Source organism: Pedobacter sp. NEAU-ZC8 (genome assembly GCF_059278965.1).
Genome location: NZ_JCAJXC010000015.1, coordinates 22,721 through 41,051, shown reverse-complemented (window position 1 = coordinate 41,051; position 18,331 = coordinate 22,721). Strand labels below are relative to the sequence as shown.

15 protein-coding genes are annotated in these 18,331 nt (G+C 46.3%); 8 read left to right on the top strand and 7 right to left on the bottom strand.

Annotated elements, in window-relative coordinates; all coding sequences use genetic code 11:
- Window positions 1-145 precede the first annotated feature (145 nt).
- From AC5WJX_RS12845 to AC5WJX_RS12825, 5 genes are all read left to right on the top strand, one after another.
- On the top strand, window positions 146-2,125 hold the full coding sequence (locus AC5WJX_RS12845; RefSeq protein ID WP_494484826.1) for a hypothetical protein: 1,980 nt from the start codon (window positions 146-148) through the stop codon (window positions 2,123-2,125).
- A gap of 1 nt (window position 2,126) precedes the next feature.
- Complete coding sequence (locus AC5WJX_RS12840; RefSeq protein WP_494484825.1) at window positions 2,127-3,908, top strand: hypothetical protein; 1,782 nt, start codon at window positions 2,127-2,129, stop codon at window positions 3,906-3,908.
- 52 nt (window positions 3,909-3,960) lie between these two features.
- Window positions 3,961-5,595, top strand: coding sequence for a TldD/PmbA family protein (locus AC5WJX_RS12835; RefSeq protein ID WP_494484824.1), 1,635 nt, complete (start codon window positions 3,961-3,963; stop codon window positions 5,593-5,595).
- Window positions 5,596-5,597: 2 nt separating this feature from the next.
- A complete protein-coding gene (locus AC5WJX_RS12830) occupies window positions 5,598-6,914 on the top strand; it encodes a TldD/PmbA family protein (RefSeq protein WP_494484823.1) in 1,317 nt (438 codons plus the stop codon).
- A gap of 67 nt (window positions 6,915-6,981) precedes the next feature.
- On the top strand, window positions 6,982-8,622 hold the full coding sequence (locus tag AC5WJX_RS12825) for a TldD/PmbA family protein (protein ID WP_494484822.1): 1,641 nt from the start codon (window positions 6,982-6,984) through the stop codon (window positions 8,620-8,622).
- Window positions 8,623-8,700: 78 nt separating this feature from the next.
- Here the strand turns inward: AC5WJX_RS12825 and AC5WJX_RS12820 are convergent, their stop codons facing one another.
- The 3 genes from AC5WJX_RS12820 to AC5WJX_RS12810 form a co-directional block, all read right to left on the bottom strand.
- The gene (locus AC5WJX_RS12820) at window positions 8,701-9,873 is read right to left on the bottom strand and encodes an aldo/keto reductase (protein WP_494484821.1); all 1,173 of its coding nucleotides are present in this window, start codon (window positions 9,871-9,873) and stop codon (window positions 8,701-8,703) included.
- A gap of 60 nt (window positions 9,874-9,933) precedes the next feature.
- Window positions 9,934-10,569 carry a DUF6266 family protein gene (locus AC5WJX_RS12815; protein WP_494484820.1) on the bottom strand — a complete coding sequence of 212 codons (636 nt, stop codon included), beginning with the start codon at window positions 10,567-10,569 and terminating at the stop codon, window positions 9,934-9,936.
- A gap of 285 nt (window positions 10,570-10,854) precedes the next feature.
- Window positions 10,855-11,043, bottom strand: a complete 189-nt coding sequence (locus AC5WJX_RS12810) for a hypothetical protein (protein ID WP_440432245.1) — start codon at window positions 11,041-11,043, stop codon at window positions 10,855-10,857.
- A gap of 74 nt (window positions 11,044-11,117) precedes the next feature.
- Between AC5WJX_RS12810 and AC5WJX_RS12805 the strand changes: the two genes are divergently transcribed.
- Entirely contained in the window at window positions 11,118-11,912 is a 795-nt protein-coding gene (locus AC5WJX_RS12805) for an NIPSNAP family protein (RefSeq protein WP_440432243.1), read from the top strand.
- Window positions 11,913-11,974: 62 nt separating this feature from the next.
- Here AC5WJX_RS12805 and AC5WJX_RS12800 read toward each other — a convergent pair whose 3' ends face one another.
- From AC5WJX_RS12800 to AC5WJX_RS12790, 3 genes are read right to left on the bottom strand one after another with little or no spacing between them, the layout of a single operon-like run.
- Complete coding sequence (locus tag AC5WJX_RS12800; protein ID WP_494484819.1) at window positions 11,975-13,135, bottom strand: iron-containing alcohol dehydrogenase; 1,161 nt, start codon at window positions 13,133-13,135, stop codon at window positions 11,975-11,977.
- Between the two features lie 10 nt (window positions 13,136-13,145).
- Complete coding sequence (locus AC5WJX_RS12795; RefSeq protein ID WP_494484818.1) at window positions 13,146-14,138, bottom strand: NADP-dependent oxidoreductase; 993 nt, start codon at window positions 14,136-14,138, stop codon at window positions 13,146-13,148.
- Window positions 14,139-14,194: 56 nt separating this feature from the next.
- Complete coding sequence (locus tag AC5WJX_RS12790; RefSeq protein ID WP_440432237.1) at window positions 14,195-14,632, bottom strand: MarR family winged helix-turn-helix transcriptional regulator; 438 nt, start codon at window positions 14,630-14,632, stop codon at window positions 14,195-14,197.
- 158 nt (window positions 14,633-14,790) lie between these two features.
- On the opposite strand from AC5WJX_RS12790, the gene AC5WJX_RS12785 reads away from it, so the two are divergent.
- Both AC5WJX_RS12785 and AC5WJX_RS12780 read left to right on the top strand, forming a co-directional pair.
- Window positions 14,791-15,927, top strand: a complete 1,137-nt coding sequence (locus tag AC5WJX_RS12785; RefSeq protein ID WP_494484817.1) for a metallophosphoesterase family protein — start codon at window positions 14,791-14,793, stop codon at window positions 15,925-15,927.
- 51 nt (window positions 15,928-15,978) lie between these two features.
- The gene (locus tag AC5WJX_RS12780; protein ID WP_440432233.1) at window positions 15,979-16,206 is read left to right on the top strand and encodes a hypothetical protein; all 228 of its coding nucleotides are present in this window, start codon (window positions 15,979-15,981) and stop codon (window positions 16,204-16,206) included.
- On the opposite strand, the gene AC5WJX_RS12775 is transcribed toward AC5WJX_RS12780, so the two are convergent.
- Window positions 16,207-18,249 carry a M61 family metallopeptidase gene (locus AC5WJX_RS12775; RefSeq protein WP_494484816.1) on the bottom strand — a complete coding sequence of 681 codons (2,043 nt, stop codon included), beginning with the start codon at window positions 18,247-18,249 and terminating at the stop codon, window positions 16,207-16,209.
- Window positions 18,250-18,331: the final 82 nt, after the last annotated feature.

Sequence of the window (18,331 nt, the reverse complement as noted above, 5' to 3'; positions counted from 1 at the left end):
GCTTCGAAGACGCTGGGTTGTTTTAACAGCGGTACGCCTGCTTTTATTTTCGATAGCGCTTGCGATAATAACCACAGTCTTATTAAATTTCTTCTTTAATGCTGATTTAGCTGTATTCTTTATACTGTTGATCATCAGCTTTGTTATGTTGTCTTTTTTAAACAAATACTGGCAGTTGTCACTGCACCAGGTTGCCAGTTTTGTGGACCGGAAATTCCCGGAAGTTGAAGACAGTTCAAGTCTTTTACTCCTTTCGCCTGAAGGTCTTTCCGGCTTGCAGCGCTTGCAGGCAGAAAAGATAAGCCAGACGCTTTCAAGCCATGAATTGCCCATGGAGCCAGTGCATCAACTTCGGGTGCCGGTGATCGTTATGGCTTGTAGCATCTTCTTCTTTGTATTGTTTCCCAGACTGTCTAAAACGGGGCAGGACCTTGAACATACCGTACATGCACCCGCTGAGAAAAAGATCGTTAAGGAACTGGTGCCAACAAAAATATCCGAGTACAACATTGCGATTGTACCACCTGCATATACCGGAAAAAAGACACGCCAACAGGAGCAGTTCACGCTAAGTGCTGAAGCCGGTTCAAAGGTGAGCTGGAAGCTGGAAACTTCCGGACCGGTGGAGGATGTTCAGTTCATCTGGAATGATAAGCAAAGCTTTAAACTCCGGAAGTTAGACCAGGCGGGTAAGTCCTGGACCTTCGAGAAAGTGCTGAATCAACCTGGCTTTTATCAGGTAATGCTGGATGGAAAGAGATCTGATTTCTACCAGGTGGAGCTTATTGAGGACCAAGCGGTGGCCATCAAGATTCAACGCCCGGAGCAGCATAGCACCATTGATTTCGGACAGCCACACCGGGTGGACCTCCAGGTGCTTATGACGGATGACTACGGCATTTCCAGTGCCGCTATTTATGCGACAACGGCAAGTGGTAAGGGAGAGGCTGTGAGCTTTAAAGAGCACAAGCTCAGCTTCAATACCGCTATAAACAATCAAAGATCGCTGAACCTTAAACAGCAGTTGTCACTTGCAAGCCTCGGTATGAAGCCAGGTGATGAACTATACTTCTACGTCAATGCTACGGACAACCACGGACAGCAGAGTCGCTCTGATATGTACTTTGTATCCATACAGGATACTGCGGCTTTGATGAGCATGGCGGGAATTGACAACGGCGTGAATCTGGTTCCCGAATATTTTAGGAGTCAGCGGCAGATCATTATCGATACGGAGAAGCTTTTACGGGAACGAAGTTCCATATCAGAAAGTGATTTCAAGAAGCGCAGCAATGAACTGGGAATTGATCAGAAAATGCTCCGTTTGCGCTACGGCAAGTTTCTGGGTGAAGAAGAAGAAACCAACATTGGTGGAAAAGGCGAAGAACACGAAGAGCATAGTGCAGATGATGGACACGGGCATGGGGCACAGGAGGCCGCACCCGCCTATGGCGACGTTCAGGGGCTTATGGATCAGTATGCACACAAGCATGACCAGGCAGAAGATGCAACATTCTTTGAGCCCGAGCTTAAAGCCCAACTAAAAGCAACCCTTAACGAAATGTGGAGTGCTGAACTACAATTGCGAACATATGACCCGCAAAAGGCGCTGCCTTTTGAATATAAGGCATTGCGCTTATTGAAGGATCTACAGCAAAAATCACGTGCTTATGTGGCAAAAACTGTTGTGAAAACTACACCGCTGAAAGCAGAAAAAAGGTTAACCGGAGAACTTACAGAAATACAGCAGACGGCAGCTAAAAGTAAAAACACCGATGTTAAGGACAGAACTTCAGATCTAAGTGCCAGCCTGTCGCTGTTGGAGGCGCGGAAAGCTGGGGCTAAAGGAAACCCTTTAGATCTAAGGGTGCTGCGCGTTTCAGAACAAGCGCTCGTGAATGCGGCTTCCACAGCACCAGCTAAATATCTGCCGGCCTTAAAAGCGATGAAGCGCATTGTGGCCTCCTGGACTGTCCAAACCGATTTGACTGCGGAGCTTGCCATTGCTGAGCGTGGCATAAACGCCCTTGTTGGTGCAAGCCAGGCCAGGCCATATAAACAAGCTGGAAGTTCCAACGACCTCAGCAAAGCATACTTCAACCAATTAAACCGAACCATCCGCTGATATGCCGAACCTGTATCTTTACACCATTCCCGTTTTACTTTTAGCAACTTTCATGGTTTACCATGAAGTAAGAAGAGCAAACCGGAAACGTCTGATCTTAAGGATTCTTGCTGTTCTATTTAGCGCAGCTGCATTGCTGTTCCTGATCATTCCACTTAAATACGATGTAGCGCGCAGCACAACTGCAAAGTCCATGAATTTCCTAACTGAAGGTGTGTCGGCCAAGAATCTTTCAGGGGACGAATATTTCACTTCGGAGACTAAGATTGTAAAGGCACTAGGTAAGGACCGGGTCAGCTACATTTCCGATCTCCAATACCATCTGGCTACCCATCCGGAGATTTCCTCGCTAAATGTATATGGTTATGGGCTCCCAGAATACGTGTTAAACAGGCTGCAGAATATTAATATCATCTTTCACCCTGTAGACCTGCCAATAGGTTTTACCGCTTGTAATTGGGCTGAAACCCTGCCTGCATCTGAAATTCAACGGGTTCAGGGGCGTTTTAATAACAGCAGTAACCGTCCTGTAAAAGTACTGCTGGAAGGGCTAGGTACGCGGTTGGATTCTGTGACCATCCCGGCAGGCAAGCACCAGTCATTTACCCTTTCCTGTACCCCGAGACAAACCGGCCGGGCGGTATATCAGCTGCAGGCTTTTGCAGGAGCAGAAAGGGTAGCCAGCGAAGAAGTTCCTTTTGAAACAATCGAGCAGCCAAAGACCAAGATCCTGGTGCTGGCCTCCTTTCCGGATTTCGAGTTCAAGTTTTTGAGGAACTGGCTGCTGGAGCACCAATACCCTGCGCTATTCCGGACCAGGATCAGTAAAGATAAGTTTAGTACGGAGCAGGTGAATCTGGAAGGTTCTGAAAGCTCCAATCTTACACCGGCGACATTCAGGAAATACGATCTGGTCATCGCTGATGATGAAGAGCTGGCAAGTCTAGCTGCGCTAAACGGAGCGTTACAGCAAGAAATCCGGGCTGGTTTGGGCCTGGTGCTGCGCTTGAATGAAGCCAAAGCACTGTCAGCCTTCAGCAAAGGCTTTAACATCCGGAGTACCACGGATAGCATTACCACCGCTGTGCAACCTGTGCTCAGCGAAAATAACCAGCAATTGACGGCTGTGCCAGTAAGTCAGCCAGTTTACCTGGCGGCAAACAATACGCAGCAAGTATTGGTACAGGATCCAAGAGGTAAAGCGCTTGTGAACACGGCGCTACAGGGAAATGGAAGAGTTACCGCAACTGCAATTCCCGCAACATTCAACTGGGTGCTCAATGCTGCTACTGCCGACTATTCAAATTATTGGTCAACACTGATCAAACAGACTGCACGCAAGACCACCAACAATTTCTACTGGAATGTGGAAACTAAGAAGCCGACAATTGGGGAACAGGTGAAGCTCAGTTTCCAGAGCGGAAGCGATGTGATGCCATCGCTACAAGTGAACAAGCAGCATCTGGCGGTACAGCAGCATCTGGTTCTACCATTCTACTGGCAGGCTGGTTTTCGTGCGGAGCGTAAAGGCTGGAATACATTCTCCACGACAGCGGGCAAAGAGCAGGCTTTATATGTCTATGATGAATCGGCATGGCAGGCGCTTAAAGCGGAAAAATTGACAACAGACAACGCTTCCTTCGAGAAATTACAAGGTAAAAAGAAGGGTTCATCTGAGAAAGTAGTGCAACAAGTAGAGAAATCCGTTTCTAAGTGGATATTTTTCGTTGTTTTTCTGCTAAGTGTTGGCTTTTTATGGTTTGAAACGAAAATATTGCAATAGTGAATTGCAATAAATACTAAATTGAGACACATAAACTAAAAAACGAACTGCATTGAAAAGAAAAGATTTTATTAAACTGTCGGGGATGGGCTTAGGAGCGATGTTCCTTCCGAACCTTGCGGCTTACGGAACGCCTATCGATCCGCTGCAAGCCCTGGATCGTGTAGATCCAAAAGTTAAAAAACAACTGGCGGATGTTGCGCTAAATGCGGCCAAGTCTAAAGGCGCCAGCTATACCGATGTACGTATTGGACGTTATCTGAACCAATTTGTCGCCACCCGCGAGAAAAGGGTTCAAGGTGTGGCCAACACGGAGTCTTACGGTATCGGTATCCGCGTAATTGCGAATGGCTGCTGGGGCTTTGCAGCAACGAACAATGTTACCGCTGATGGTATTGCCAAAGCCGCAGAACAAGCTGTTGCGGTTGCGAAAGCAAATGCTAAGATCCAGGGTGAGCCGGTAAAACTCGCACCGCAAAAAGGATACGGCGAGGTAAGCTGGAAAACACCTTTGGAGATCAATTCCTTCGAGGTTCCCGTAAAAGAGAAAGTAGATCTTCTTCTAAATGTAAACGATATCGCGCTTCAAAATGGCGCAAGCTTCGTCAACTCTGTGATCTTTGCCGTTAACGAGCAGAAATACTTTGCATCTACGGATGGTTCTTATATTGACCAGGATGTACACCGCATCTATCCTTCATTCACCGTTACCCGTATCGATCGAGCTTCGGGCAAGTTCCAAACCAGGAGTTCACTGAGCTCTCCGATGGGTATGGGCTATGAGTATATGCATCCAAAGGCTGAAGAAAAGGTTGCTGGTATTATACCGCGTTACAAAGCGAGATATGACATCCTGGAGGATGTGAAGTTCGCAGCATTGAACGCCGCAGAGAAGGTAAAGGCAAAAACGGTTGAACCGGGTAAATACGACCTGGTGCTTGATCCATCGCACCTTTGGTTAACCATTCACGAATCTGTTGGACACCCGACGGAGCTCGACCGTGTACTTGGGTACGAAGCCAATTATGCAGGTACCAGCTTCCTGACGCTTGATAAATGGCAGAGTAAGAAGTTCCAGTTTGGAAGCAACAAGGTTAATGTGGTAGCCGATAAAACCCAGGTTGGATCTCTGGGCGCTGTAGGATATGACGATGAAGGTGTGAAGTGTAAAAAATGGGACATCATCAAAGACGGTGTTCTGGTGAACTACCAGGCCATCCGCGACCAGGCGCACATCATTGGGCTCGAAGAATCTCAGGGCTGCTGTTATGCACAAGGCTGGGACGATGTTCAATTCCAACGCATGCCGAACGTATCCCTGCAACCTGGTAAGGAGAAATTGAGTGTGGATGACATGATCAAGGATGTGGAGAAAGGCATTTACATCAATGGAAACGGCAGTTTCTCCATCGATCAGCAGCGCTACAATTTCCAGTTTGGCGGTCAGACATTCCATGAAATTAAGAATGGTAAGATCGTAGGCATGCTTAACGACGTGGCCTATCAGGCAAATACCCAGGAGTTCTGGAATTCCTGCACCGCCATCTGCGATGCAAGTGATTACCGTTTGGGTGGTTCCTTCAATGATGGTAAAGGTCAGCCATCCCAAAGCTCTGCAGTATCTCACGGCAGTGCAACGACCAGGTTTAATGGAATTAATGTTATCAATACAGCAAGAAAAATATAATTATGGCGATATTAAGTAAAGAAGAAGCCCAGGCAATCTTAAAGAAGGTGATCTCTTTTTCCAAAGCAGATGCCTGCGAGGTAAGTTTAAGTGGCTCTGATGGCGGTAATATCCGCTATGCCCGGAATGCCGTTTCAACAGCGGGGCAGATCAGTGTCATGAGTCTGGGTGTAAGTTCAACCTTTGGCAAGAAAACAGGTACAGCAACGATCAACGAGTTTGATGATGCCTCACTTCAAAAGGTGGTGCAAAGAGCTGAAGAGCTAGCCAAGCTGGCGCCGGAAAACCCGGAATATATGCCACCACTGGGGCCGCAAACCTACGCGGAATCGACCACTTTTAATCAGGCTACAGCAGCAATGACGCCAGATACACGGGCGGAAATGGTTGGTAAAAGTCTTTCTGTGTCGAAAGCTGCAAATCTGGAAGCAGCGGGATTCCTGGAGAATTCCACCAGGTTCAATGCTATTATGAACTCCAAAGGACTTTTCGCTTATAACAAAGGTACTGATGTATCTTTCTCTGTAACGGTGAGAAACCAGGAGGGCACGGGCTCCGGCTATGTAGATCAAAGTTTTAATGATCTCAATAAAATGGATACGCTTGCCCTAAGTAAAATCGCTGCAAGTAAAGCAACAAAATCTGCAGGTGCAAAGGCTATTGAGCCTGGTAAGTATACGGTAATTCTGGAGCCCCTTGCGGCCAGTGATATCATAGGCAACATGTTCAGGGGTTTTGATGCCAGAAGTGCAGACGAAGGCCGTAGCTTCATGAGCAAAAAGGGTGGCGGTACCCGCCTTGGCGAGCAGTTATTCTCTGAAAATGTGAACATCTATTCAGATCCATTAAATCCGGAGCTGCCATCATCAACCTGGGACGGCGATGGACTTCCGATCAAAAAGACGCAATGGGTGCAGAACGGTGTCGTGAAAAACCTCGCGTACTCGAGATACTGGGCGGATCAAAAAGGGGTACAACCCTTATCTATGGGTCGAAGCCTCGTAATCGAAGGTGGCAACCAATCGCTGGAAGACCTGATCAAGAGCACTGAAAAGGGCATCCTGGTGACCCGCTTCTGGTACATCCGCTCTGTAGATCCTCAAACATTACTACTAACCGGTCTTACCCGTGACGGTACTTTTTACATCGAGAATGGTGAAATCAAGTTTCCGTTGAAGAACTTCAGATTCAACGAGAGCCCGGTGATCATGCTGAACAACGTAGAGGCACTTGGAAAACCAGTGCGTACAGGCTCAGGTATGATCCCGCCGATGAAGATCCGTGACTTCACCTTCACTTCACTATCTGACGCTGTTTAGGCTTCGAACAACAATAACAATAGCAATGAAAGCTCATTGCTATTGTTATATCTAAAATTTTAAGCAATTGAGAAGAAGAGATTTTTTATACATGACCGGGGTAGGTGCGGCTGCAGGGCTCCTTCCTGCAATGCCAGCTTTCAGCCGTGAAATTTCTATAGAGGAAGCATTGACGCCAGTTGATGTGAAACTGAAAAAGCGCATGGCAGACGTCGCGCTAAACGCGGCTAAGTCCAAGGGGGCAACCTATACTGATGTTCGTATTGGCAGGTACCTGCGACAAGTCGTTGCAACCCGGGAGAACCGGGTGGATAATATTGCAAATGGTGAATCTTATGGCATTGGAATACGGGTGATTGCAGCCGGGAGCTGGGGTTTTGCCGCAACCGACAAGCTGGATGATGCAAACATTGCAAAAACCGCAGAGATGGCCGTCGCAATTGCCAAAGGTAATGCCAGACTGATGACGGAGCCGGTGAAACTTGCACCGCAAAAGGGCCATGGCGAGGTGAGCTGGAAGACACCAATCGAGGTGAATGGCTTTGAAGTGCCAATTGCCGAGAAAGTGGAACTGCTGCTGGGTGTTAACGCTGCGGCTATGCAGGCAGGTGCAAAGTATGTAAACTCCAACATGTTCCTGGTGAATGAGCAAAAGTATTTCGCTTCGAGTGATGGTTCATACATCGATCAGGACATTCATCGGATCTGGCCAACATTTACCGTAACCAAGGTGGATGCAGCAGGAGGAAAGTTTGAAACGCGGAATGCCTTAAGTGCGCCAATGGGCATGGGCTATGAATATCTTCGTCCAAAAGCTGACCAGAAGATCAAAGGTGGACCCCTGACCATGTATAAGAACAACTACGATATTCTGGAGGATGTAAAGGAGGCTACGGCACATGTGGATGAAAAGCTTAAGGCTAAGCCGGTCCAGCCGGGTAAATACGACCTTGTGCTGGATCCCTCACATTTATTCCTGACAATTCACGAGTCAGTAGGCCACCCGACTGAGCTTGACCGTGTACTCGGTTATGAAGCGAACTATGCCGGTACCAGTTTCCTGACGCTGGATAAATGGGAAAGCAAGAAGTTTAACTTCGGTAGTAAAGAAGTGAACATTGTAGCGGATAAAACCACGCCAGGTTCTTTAGGTGCCGTTGGTTACGATGATGAAGGTGTAAAGTCTGGCAAATGGGATATCATCAAAGATGGTATCCTCGTTAACTATCAGACCATTCGCGATCAGGCACACATACTTGGCTTGAAAGAATCACAAGGCTGTTGTTATGCTGATAGCTGGGATAGTATACAGTTCCAGCGTATGCCGAATGTTTCTCTTGCCGCGGGCAATGCGCCACTTTCGGCTGCTGAGATGGTAAAAAATGTAGAAAAGGGAATTTACATGTTCGGGCGTAATTCCTATTCGATCGACCAGCAACGTTACAACTTTCAATTCAGTGCACAGCTCGCTTACGAAATCAAAGACGGAAAGCTAGTCGGCATGCTGAAGGATGCCGCTTACCAGGCAAATACACAGGAGTTCTGGAATTCATGTGTGCAGCGTTGCGATAAGAACGACTACCGCCTTGGCGGAACTTTCTCTGATGGTAAAGGGCAGCCAAGTCAGGCGAGCGCTGTTTCACATGGCAGTCCAACCACAAGGTTCAATGGCGTGAATGTAATTAACACGGGACGTAAGCTCGGATAATCGCTTGATTTATAAAACATAAAGAGCCCTGCTATTTGATTAGCAGGGCTCTTTATGTTTTATGAAGCTGGCAGTTGCTTATGCCTGGGTTCCGCCCGGAACAGGGGCATGCTGTTCGATCAGCTTTGCCTGTTTCAAGTCTGCCCACAATTCCGAAGGAATTTTCGCCGCCATCGCCAGTGCATTGCTGCTGGCCTGTTCGGCGGTACTCGCGCCGGGAATCACGGACGCAACCACGGGATGTGCAGCTGCAAATTGTAAAGCCACCGTTCTGAGGTCAACATTGTACTTCCCGATAACTGCATTGATTTTCTTTCGTTTTTCCAGCATCTCTGCAGGAATGGTATCGCCATAATTGAACCGGTCACGGTCTGCCAGAAACCCAGCATTCAATGGTCCACCGATTACAGCTTTAACCTTCTTTTTCTCCATGGCAGGGAACAACTTGTCCAATGCGTTTTTATGGTCAACAAGAGAATACTGGATGGCTACCAGGCATACATCCGGATCAGCCACTTCCATGGCTTTCAAGATTGGTTCCGGGGTATTTACCCCCATGCCCCAGCCCTTGATTATGCCTTCCTCTCGCATCTTCGTAAGTTCAGGAAATGCACCTTTCGCCGCGATATTGAACTGCTCCATCCATTTGTTGCCAAGTTCACCCGTGTCGGGAGAGAGGTCATGGACGTATACGATATCGATGGATGATAAACCTAAGCGCTGTAAACTATCTTCAATGGATCGGCGTACGCCTGCTGCCGTATAGTCAAACCGGTATTTGAAATTTAACTTGCCCTTCCAAAGGCTCTTCGGATCTGATTTGAAGGCGGGATCGGCATCAAACACACGCCCAATTTTGGTCGAGAGTACGAATTCGTCCCGGTTCTTTTCAAACAGGAAATGACCCATTCTCCGTTCACTCAGCCCAAAGCCATAAAAGGGTGAGGTGTCAAAATACCGCACGCCGGCATCCCATGCTGCAGATATGGCCATTTCAATTTGTTGATTACTGTTTACATGCCAAGCATTACCTGCAGCAACGCCACCTAGGCCAAAATTCTTTTCCAGTTTAAATTCTTGTATTTGTTTATCGGACATCTTTGGAGAGTTTTGGTGTTCATCAAAAGGAAAGGACTTCGCAACCAGGCCCGAGCTGCCGGCCGTAACTACAGCAGCTGTTGCGATTGTGGCCTTTGCGATGAAAGCCCTTCTGCTTTCCTTTTCTGAAGCGTCGTTTTCAATGTTATTCATAGTTTATCGAGATTACGATGATGATATAACACTTGTCGCCGTTTTATGTTCCTGATTAAATCAATTGATTCTACCAAGGTACTGGCTGGTAGAAACGGCTAACCTGTCGTCGGATACAAAGCCAAGGTAAACCTCCATGCGCTTGTTGAGGAATGACGCTGGCAGCGGTAGTACATCTTGTCCCGCCATCCTTCGTGCGCCGCTTGTCTGGTAAATGCCGCTTTCCTCATCCGGAAAGTAGGCCATCATCATGACCTGATCATGCTGGATGCTCCAACCGAGTGTTGCATCTGCCTGCCAGCTAAAGGTCAATCCTGTCGGGTTCAAGGCTACAGCTGCTTCTTCTGCAGCCGGGGAACTGCCTTCGCTCAGCCTTACTTTAGTGTAATCGATCACATAGCTGCCCTCTTCCAGCTTTAAAGCATGCCGCAAGTTATAGGACATCGCCAGATTAAAATACGACCTCACGGTACCACGACTCTGATTGATATAGCCGGCTTTCAACATTGGCTTAATACGAGTCAGAAAGTTCATCAGGGTTTTCATGGAACCGCGGGCGCTCAGTTGCGCCGCAGTTGGCTTGTCCTTAAATGTTGCTTTCTTGCGAACGACCGTCTGCCCGTTTAATTCGTAAAAGGTGAAGTTGCCCACACTTCCGTTTGCCGGACCTAGAATACCATCTGGTGCTTTTGCCATTTTGTTTAAGAGGTTAATTCAACATTATTGTTGTTTATACAATGTCAGTAAAATTTATACCATTAATTACAAATGGAGTCATTTATTTCTGTGTAGAACAGTGGTCGAAAGGAGGTTGTTACGCTGTTTCTACGTATCCACACGTAGGAAGTACGTAGCAAACACCTACCAACTTCCTTGCAAGTACGGTCCAACAGAAAGTGTAGTATAAACATGCACTTCCGCGATGGTAGTCCTTAATGTGCAAGCGTATTTTGAGGGTAGTGTAGTGGGAAAGCTGGTTGGTTATTTCTTAATACGTATTTCAATGGTTTTATCGCCAACCATGCGTTCGATAAAATGCGTTCTGGAATCAATGTAGAGGATCATAGCCAGGATCACGATGATTGCAATCATGATGATCTTACGTTTCATGTATTTTTGTGATGATGGCTGAACTTTTTCTGCCTGCTTTTTGTTTCTACCTTTCGACATAGCTGTCAAATATCGCAAATAAATGCTATGGTTTTCCTTATGGAATTTTACCTTAGTTAAACTAACCATCGACAATGAAAAGACGATCTTTCGTGAAAACAACAGTCCTGGGCACTGCTGCGGCGACAATACTACCGCAACTGAGCTTTGGAAAATCAACCTCTAAAACCGAGAACCGCATGTACTATGAATTAAGAACTTATACCTTAAAGGATGCGACCCAGCAAAGCCTGGTGGAAAACTACTTCGAAAAAGCCGCAATTCCGGCCCTGAACAGGCTTGGGATTAAAAATGTTGGTGTATTTACGGAGTTAAAGCCTAGTGGACAATCTACCTTGATTGCACTGATTCCATTTCAGTCGCTAAACGAGTTTGAAAGTGTGCATGCCAAGCTTGAACAGGATAAGGGCTACCTTGCAGCCGCTTCAGCTTATTTGAATGCGCCAGCAACGGCACCAGCTTATGAGCGCATAGAAAGCTCGCTATTGAAAGCCTTTACGCATATGCCTGGGCTGGAGCTTCCACAAAAAGGCAAGCGCATCTTTGAGCTCCGCAGATATGAACACGCAAGTGAAGCTGCTGGTACCAAGAAGCGCGAGATGTTCAACGATGCCGGAGAGATTGATATCTTCAAACGTTTAGGGTTTAAGCCTGTGTTTTTTGGAGAAACCGTGATCGGTCAATACCGTCCGAATCTGATCTATATGGTGACTTTTGATGACATGGCGGCCCATGATCAGCATTGGAAATCTTTTGGAGGGGATCCGGAATGGAAAAAGATCAGCGCGATTCCAGAATATGCCGATGCTAAGCTGGTGTCTAAGATCACTGCAACCTTTTTGCAACCTGCTGCTTACTCGCAGATTTAAGATGCGCGGTTCAAATAAAAAGCCACCTTATGCAGGTGGCTTTTTATGTTGTTTAAAACTTGTTAGTAGCTCATGATAACGATTTGAGCGACATCTGCAGGTGCAAGCTTTTTATGCTCTCCTAATCCCAGCCAGCCTCTTTCATGGAAACGTTGTTCAATCTTTTCGGCTGTGCCTTCATATTGTCCAGTGTACTCAGAAAGCTTGGTGTCGATTTCAAGTGAATGAAAGAAAGCTTCAGTCTTTTCGATGGCAGCGTTTGCCTGGGTATCGGTGTCACCCACTGTGATGCCCCAAACCCTGCGGCCATATTGAGCAAGCTTCTCTTTTTTACTTTCGAAGTTAAAACGATAGTGGCTTGGTGCAATTACCGCTAATGTTCTGGCATGATCTATTCCGAATAATGCCGTAAGCTCATGACCGATGGCGTGAACCGCCCAATCCGTTGGGACACCTTTTTGTATTAAACCATTAAGTGCCATGGTACATGACCACATGAAGTTGGCCGCAGCTTCGTAGTCAGCTGGATTTTCCATTACCCTGGGCGCGATCTCAATGAGCGTTTGCATGATGCTTTCCGCAAAGCGATCCTGGAGAGATGCTTCGATCGGGTAGGTCATATACTGTTCAAGTACATGAGTGAAAGCATCGGTTATGCCGTTTGCCAACTGGCGTCTTGGAATAGAAGCAATTACCTGGGGGTCCAGAATGGAAAATACAGGGAATAATCCAGGGCCGCCCATGGATAATTTTTCCAGGGTTTCCTTGCGGGTGATCACTGCTCCTGAATTCATTTCTGAACCCGTTGCAGGTATGGTCAGCACACTGCCGAATGGAAGACCTTTAAAGGTTCTGATACTGTTTTTTAGGATGTCCCAAGGTGTCTCTCCATCGTACAATGCCGCTGCAGACAGGAACTTCACTCCATCAATTACGGAACCTCCACCCACAGCTAGCATGAAATCTACCCGCTCGGTTTTAATGACTTTTAAGGCCTGAAGCAGGATCTCATATTCTGGATTGGCGGGAATGCCTCCAAATTCAATGACATCAAAGCCAGCCAGGGCTTTAGTAACCTGTTCATAGATGCCGTTCGTTTTGATACTGCCACCACCATAAAGCATCATCACTTTCGCACCTTGAGGGATCTCCGTCGCTAACTTGCTGATCTGGTCACGACCGAAAATGATCTTTGTTGGATTTTGAAACTCGAAATTTAACATTAGTTTTCTATTAGATTTTAACAACCATTTTGCCTTCGTTTTTGCCCTCGAACAGGTCCATAAAGGCTTGAGGGATTTGGTCAAAGCCGTTGACGATGGTTTCTGAATATTGTAGTTTACCAGCTTTCAGCCATTCTGAAAGTTGTTTTACGCCTTCCGGGAACTTCTCAGCATAATTGCTGACAATGAAACCCTGCATGAGCATGCTGTTTTTAAGGACGTAAGGTTGCAGCCTCGGTCCAGTAGACGCCTCGGTATCGTTGTAGGAAGAAATGGTGCCACAGATTGCAATGCGGCCATATTTATTCATATTAAAGATCACTGCGTCGGAAATGTCGCCGCCAACATTATCGAAGTAGATGTCTACGCCATCAGGTGCAGCAGTAGCGATTGCTTCCTGCATGTTCTCCGTCGTTTTATAGTTGATTGCGTCATCAAATCCAAACTTAGATTTCAGTGCCTCGGTTTTCTCATCGGAACCAGCAATCCCGATAACCCTGCAACCCATGATCTTTCCGATCTGACCAACGATGCTGCCCACAGCACCTGCTGCACCAGATACGACTAAAGTCTCACCCGACTTAGGCTTGCCAATTTCCTGAAGACCCATAAGTGCAGTTAGTCCGGTCATGCCCAGCGCACCCAGGTAAGCACTTAAACTTACGGAAGGATCTACTTTCGTGATGCCTTTACCATTGGAAGTCTGAAACAGTTTCCAGTCCAGACCCGCTGTAATATAATCACCAACCTTGAAGTCCGGGTTCTTAGATGCAGTTACCTCCGCGATAATTGCCGAACTCATTGGCTTGTTCAATTCAAAAGGAGCAACATAGGATTTCGCATCGCTCATGCGGCCTCGTAAGTAGGGGTCTACAGAAACATAAGTCGTTTTTAAAAGTACTTCACCTTCTTTCGGGCTTGGCATTTCAATTTCTTCGAATTTGAAGTCGCTTGCAGACGGTTTTCCAACTGGTCTGTTCGCAAGTAGAATCACTTTGTTCATAGGATTTGTTTTTATGGGTTTATGATAGCATCCATGGATGTTATTTGTTTAAATTTTTATTTCCTGATCTGTTCAAGCAAGTCATTCAATAGATCTGCCTGATCTTTTTCAAGGTTTATCTCAAGATCATCTATAATTCGCCTGGCTTGTTCCTTTAATCTAGCGCCTTCAGCAGTCAACTTAACATAAACAACCCGCTGATCGTTAAGGTTGCGTTCTTTTTGAACAAGACCCTTTTCCAAAAGCTTGTTGAGCAGGCGGGAGGTATTGGGCATACGATCAATCAGCCTTTCTTTGATCAGGTTTACCGTAGCCGTTCGTTGCGGTTGCCCGTACAGAATGCTCAAGGCATTGAACTGTTGCAGCGAAAGGCTGGTGGGCTTCAAAGCTGTAGCAATCCGGTTTAAGGCCCAATTAGAAGTGAAAATCAGGTTGGTCAGTGCCCGCTGTTGGGCGCTTAAGAATTCGTGTTTGATTTCCTGTTCGATCTTCATGCTCCAAAACTAACATCCATGGATATTAATTGTTTAATCTGGATGTAATGTAATTGTTGTTTGCAAGTCATTAAACTGAAAGTTCGGTGCAGCTTAAAAGGAAGATGGCATGATATTAATGTGGAGTTTACAAGCATACTTTATCTTTGTGCGACACTATGTATAAACTATCTATTTCCGAGACAAAATATAAAACACCAGTATTCAAGAAGAATCAGCCTGACGACAGCTATAAGTATCAACCCTTACCTAAACCATCGGGGCGGTATCCGTACCACATGGGATTAGAGGAGATCATTACTGATCCTCCGCAGGATAAGATGGTGTTCCACATGGTTGGGGATACGGGCAGTGTTCGCAATCCCTCCTTTCAGAAGCTTGTTGTTGCGCAGATGCTGCGGCATTTCAAAGAAAATGGTTCCGAGGCAGATGACCCGCAATTTCTCTATCATCTGGGAGATGTGGTGTACAACTTTGGGGAAGCGAGTGAATACCAGAAGCAGTTCTTTACGCCTTATGAGCGTTATCCCGCGCCAATTGTGGCTATCGCTGGAAATCACGATAGTGAAGTAAACCCGGACAGTAAACCATATAGGAGCCTGGATGCTTTTACCGCTGTTTTTTGCGACACCGAGAAAAGGACCATTCCCTTTAGTGCTGGCGCAAGCCGTAAGAGCATGAACCAGCCTAATGTATACTGGACCCTGGAGACACCTTTGGCAACCTTTATTGGCTTACATAGCAACACCCCCAAATTTGGCATTGTGACCGAGGAACAGCGTGAATGGTTTAGAAGAGAATTGCTTGCTGCGGACAAACTGCGGCCGGAGAAGGCAGTGATCGTTTGTATCCATCATTCACCATATTCCGCAGATATCAACCATGGCTCCAGCATACCAATGATCGAATTCCTGGAAGGTGCATTTGCCGAAACCGGCGTAAAACCTGATGTGGTTTTTAGTGGTCATGTACACAACTATCAACGCATGGAAAAAGAGTATCCCGATGGCGACAAGGTGCTGTTTATTGTTGCAGGTGGCGGTGGTTACGATGAGCTACATGCAGTTGCGTCTGAGGATGACGATCGGTTTACCAACGACAATTCTCTGTTTAAAGAAGTGCAGCTGATGAACTTCTGTGATGATAAACACGGGTTCTTGAAGGTTGAACTAGAACGTACAGGAGCTGGTTTGAAAATTTGCGGTGAGTATTACAGCATTCCTCATGAAGAGGAAATCGACAGTGACGATCCTGCTGTGCTTGCGGATAGTTTCTGTATAAGCTTGGAGAATTAAAAAAAAACACAGGCAGGTTTAAGTTGTTATGCAACTATAAACCTGCCTGTTATGAATGCTAAAGTGACCGTTATACTTTTAACGCTATTCCTGGTAGCGTTTTTTATCATGATGGCAACCGGAATTTCCGACTTCTGGAAAAACGTGCTGATCATGATCAGCCCAATAGTTTTGATCGGCGGTGTGATCCTGGTATTGCGCGATCGCTCTTTTGAGTATCCCGAGTTGAAAGAAGATGAGGAATTCGGTTATGTGGACCGCCCTGATCTACGGCATTAACTATTTCTTTGTTTTCTGAGTAATGTATTTCGCCGGAATTGGAAGGTTTTCGCTTTCCTCATTCCAAAGCAAACTCATGATCCACCAGCGGTTATCTTGTTTAATCAGTTGGATATTGTTCATACCTCGTCTGGAAGTCGGCTTTTCAGTAGAAAGTTGGTACTGATAGCTACTGAATACCTGTGCAAGGTTTCCGAACTCATTGACAGTTCTACCCAATTCCTTTTCTGTAAAGGCATACTTCTTGAACGCTTCCCCGTTAGATTTAACATAATCTGACGGGCTGATCTTGTTGAACGCAGCGCCCTGGGCAGTTTGGCGAATGGCGCCCATATACGCACCGGGATAGAACAAGCTTTCGAAGCGTTTCCAGTCCCTTTCACCAGCAGGGCCGGAGATCACATCATAGAGCGATTTTACGAGCTGATCGATACTGCTGACATCTGACGCAGCTGCTGTATTGATTGCTGGTATAGCAAAGCTGGTATTCAGCCAGTCATTGCGAAGGACGATCTGTTCTGCAGTGGCATTTGGGTCAAGCATCAATTTTGAAGATTTGCTTTTATCGTCTGCGGCTGGCGGGACAATTTTAACGCCTGCATAACTAAAGAAGGTTTCATAGGGAATGGACTTTTCCCCTTCTACGTAGTCGGCGAAGAACTGTCGTACTTCAGGGAATGTCAGTGAAGTGATTACATCGAAAAGTTCATCATCATTGAAGTATTTATCTTTACCATACTTGATGCCCAGATCATGTTTAAGGTTCTTCAAGCTGTAATTACCGCCTGAAAGTTTCAGCAGGTAAAGGTCGAGCGCGGCTGAGATCAGGGAGCCTTTCAGGTAAACGTTGCCGTATTGATCCTGCCATTTACCGGCACTTTCCTGACTTAATTCCGTAAATCTGAGGTTGTCTTTGAAGTAGTTTTTAGAGTAGCTTAACTGCTGTGCAAGTTTCTGTAGAAATTCATTAGGCGTGTTAATGCCTGCTCTTACTTGCACCAGGTGGGAATCGTATTCCGTAGAGCCTTCATACAGCCATAGGTGGCGTGACATCACTGGGTTGTTGAAGTCGAACTGTTTGACTTCCTTGGAACTGATGGTTAGCGGTGTGACAATATGAAAAAATTCATGTGAGGAGATGTCTACCCAGTTGCCGATCGCTGTCTCTTGTGGTTCTTCTTTCAAACTGTAAAACGATGAGTAGGAGTGTTCCCATGCGCCTGCGGTGGCAAATGGGGCTTGTTCTCCATTGAAGTAGTAGATGAACGCATATTTGTCTACCGGAAGTTTACCACCCAGGTGTTTGTTGGTTGCTTGTAGCAGTGTTTCCAGGTTCTTCGCGATCACCGCGGATGTTGCAAGTTTATTAGGTGAATAAACGGAGATCAACACGGAAGCATTACCAACTTTGATGGTGGTGGTATCTGGAATGCAGAACATGATTGGTGAGTCATAGAGATGATCGGCATTTTTCGTTTCATAAACATCCTCCGTACTGCTGGTTTTGGTTGGTACTAGTCCGGTACTACCGTAAAAACCTGCTGGCTTGGTAATGTTCAGCATAAAAGGGATGTCCTTTTTGTTTTCGAGGTAGCCAAAGATACCACAGGTATTGAGCACGAAGTTCTTGTTTGCTTCGAAGTTGGTGCCTGCCATGGAATATACTTCATGTTTGATCTTCGAATCCCAGGTGTCCTCCACATCGTAGACAATCTTGCTCAGTGTATTTGCCTTTTTTATTTGCCAGCTGTTTTCGGAGGTTTGTTTTACCGCCAGCGGCTGACCCTTCGCGTTGTAGGCTTGAAGGTTGCTTACGAACTTCCCGAAATCGCTGTTGCGATAGGTGCCAGGGACGATCTTGGGCATATAAAAGGTAATTTCAGATTCGCTAACCTCTGGTGTGATCAGCGTGACACTTAGCTTGTCGTCTTTGACATCGTTCAGGTTTAGGCGGTATTGATAACTGGTCTGGGCCTGAACCATGGTAATTCCGGCCAATAGTAATACCGAAAGTGCTTTGAAGCATTTGTTGTGAAGATTCATGTTCTTAGAAAATTTCAACTAAGGTAGCAAATCGGTATAGCGTTTAAAGATAAAACGCCTCCGGTTTGGAGGCGCTTAAGGT

Excerpts from the sequence above, each read along its gene's own strand:
- AC5WJX_RS12815 (WP_494484820.1), bottom strand. The coding sequence starts at position 10,569 with ATGGCAAAAGCACCAGATGGTATTCTAGGTCCGGCAAACGGAAGTGTG.
- AC5WJX_RS12775 (WP_494484816.1), bottom strand. The coding sequence starts at position 18,249 with ATGAATCTTCACAACAAATGCTTCAAAGCACTTTCGGTATTACTATTG.
- AC5WJX_RS12790 (WP_440432237.1), bottom strand. The coding sequence starts at position 14,632 with ATGAAGATCGAACAGGAAATCAAACACGAATTCTTAAGCGCCCAACAG.
- AC5WJX_RS12800 (WP_494484819.1), bottom strand. The coding sequence starts at position 13,135 with ATGTTAAATTTCGAGTTTCAAAATCCAACAAAGATCATTTTCGGTCGT.
- AC5WJX_RS12780 (WP_440432233.1), top strand. The coding sequence starts at position 15,979 with ATGAATGCTAAAGTGACCGTTATACTTTTAACGCTATTCCTGGTAGCG.
- AC5WJX_RS12830 (WP_494484823.1), top strand. The coding sequence starts at position 5,598 with ATGGCGATATTAAGTAAAGAAGAAGCCCAGGCAATCTTAAAGAAGGTG.
- AC5WJX_RS12845 (WP_494484826.1), top strand. The coding sequence starts at position 146 with ATGTTGTCTTTTTTAAACAAATACTGGCAGTTGTCACTGCACCAGGTT.
- AC5WJX_RS12795 (WP_494484818.1), bottom strand. The coding sequence starts at position 14,138 with ATGAACAAAGTGATTCTACTTGCGAACAGACCAGTTGGAAAACCGTCT.
- AC5WJX_RS12840 (WP_494484825.1), top strand. The coding sequence starts at position 2,127 with ATGCCGAACCTGTATCTTTACACCATTCCCGTTTTACTTTTAGCAACT.
- AC5WJX_RS12805 (WP_440432243.1), top strand. The coding sequence starts at position 11,118 with ATGAAAAGACGATCTTTCGTGAAAACAACAGTCCTGGGCACTGCTGCG.
- AC5WJX_RS12810 (WP_440432245.1), bottom strand. The coding sequence starts at position 11,043 with ATGTCGAAAGGTAGAAACAAAAAGCAGGCAGAAAAAGTTCAGCCATCA.
- AC5WJX_RS12820 (WP_494484821.1), bottom strand. The coding sequence starts at position 9,873 with ATGAATAACATTGAAAACGACGCTTCAGAAAAGGAAAGCAGAAGGGCT.
- AC5WJX_RS12785 (WP_494484817.1), top strand. The coding sequence starts at position 14,791 with ATGTATAAACTATCTATTTCCGAGACAAAATATAAAACACCAGTATTC.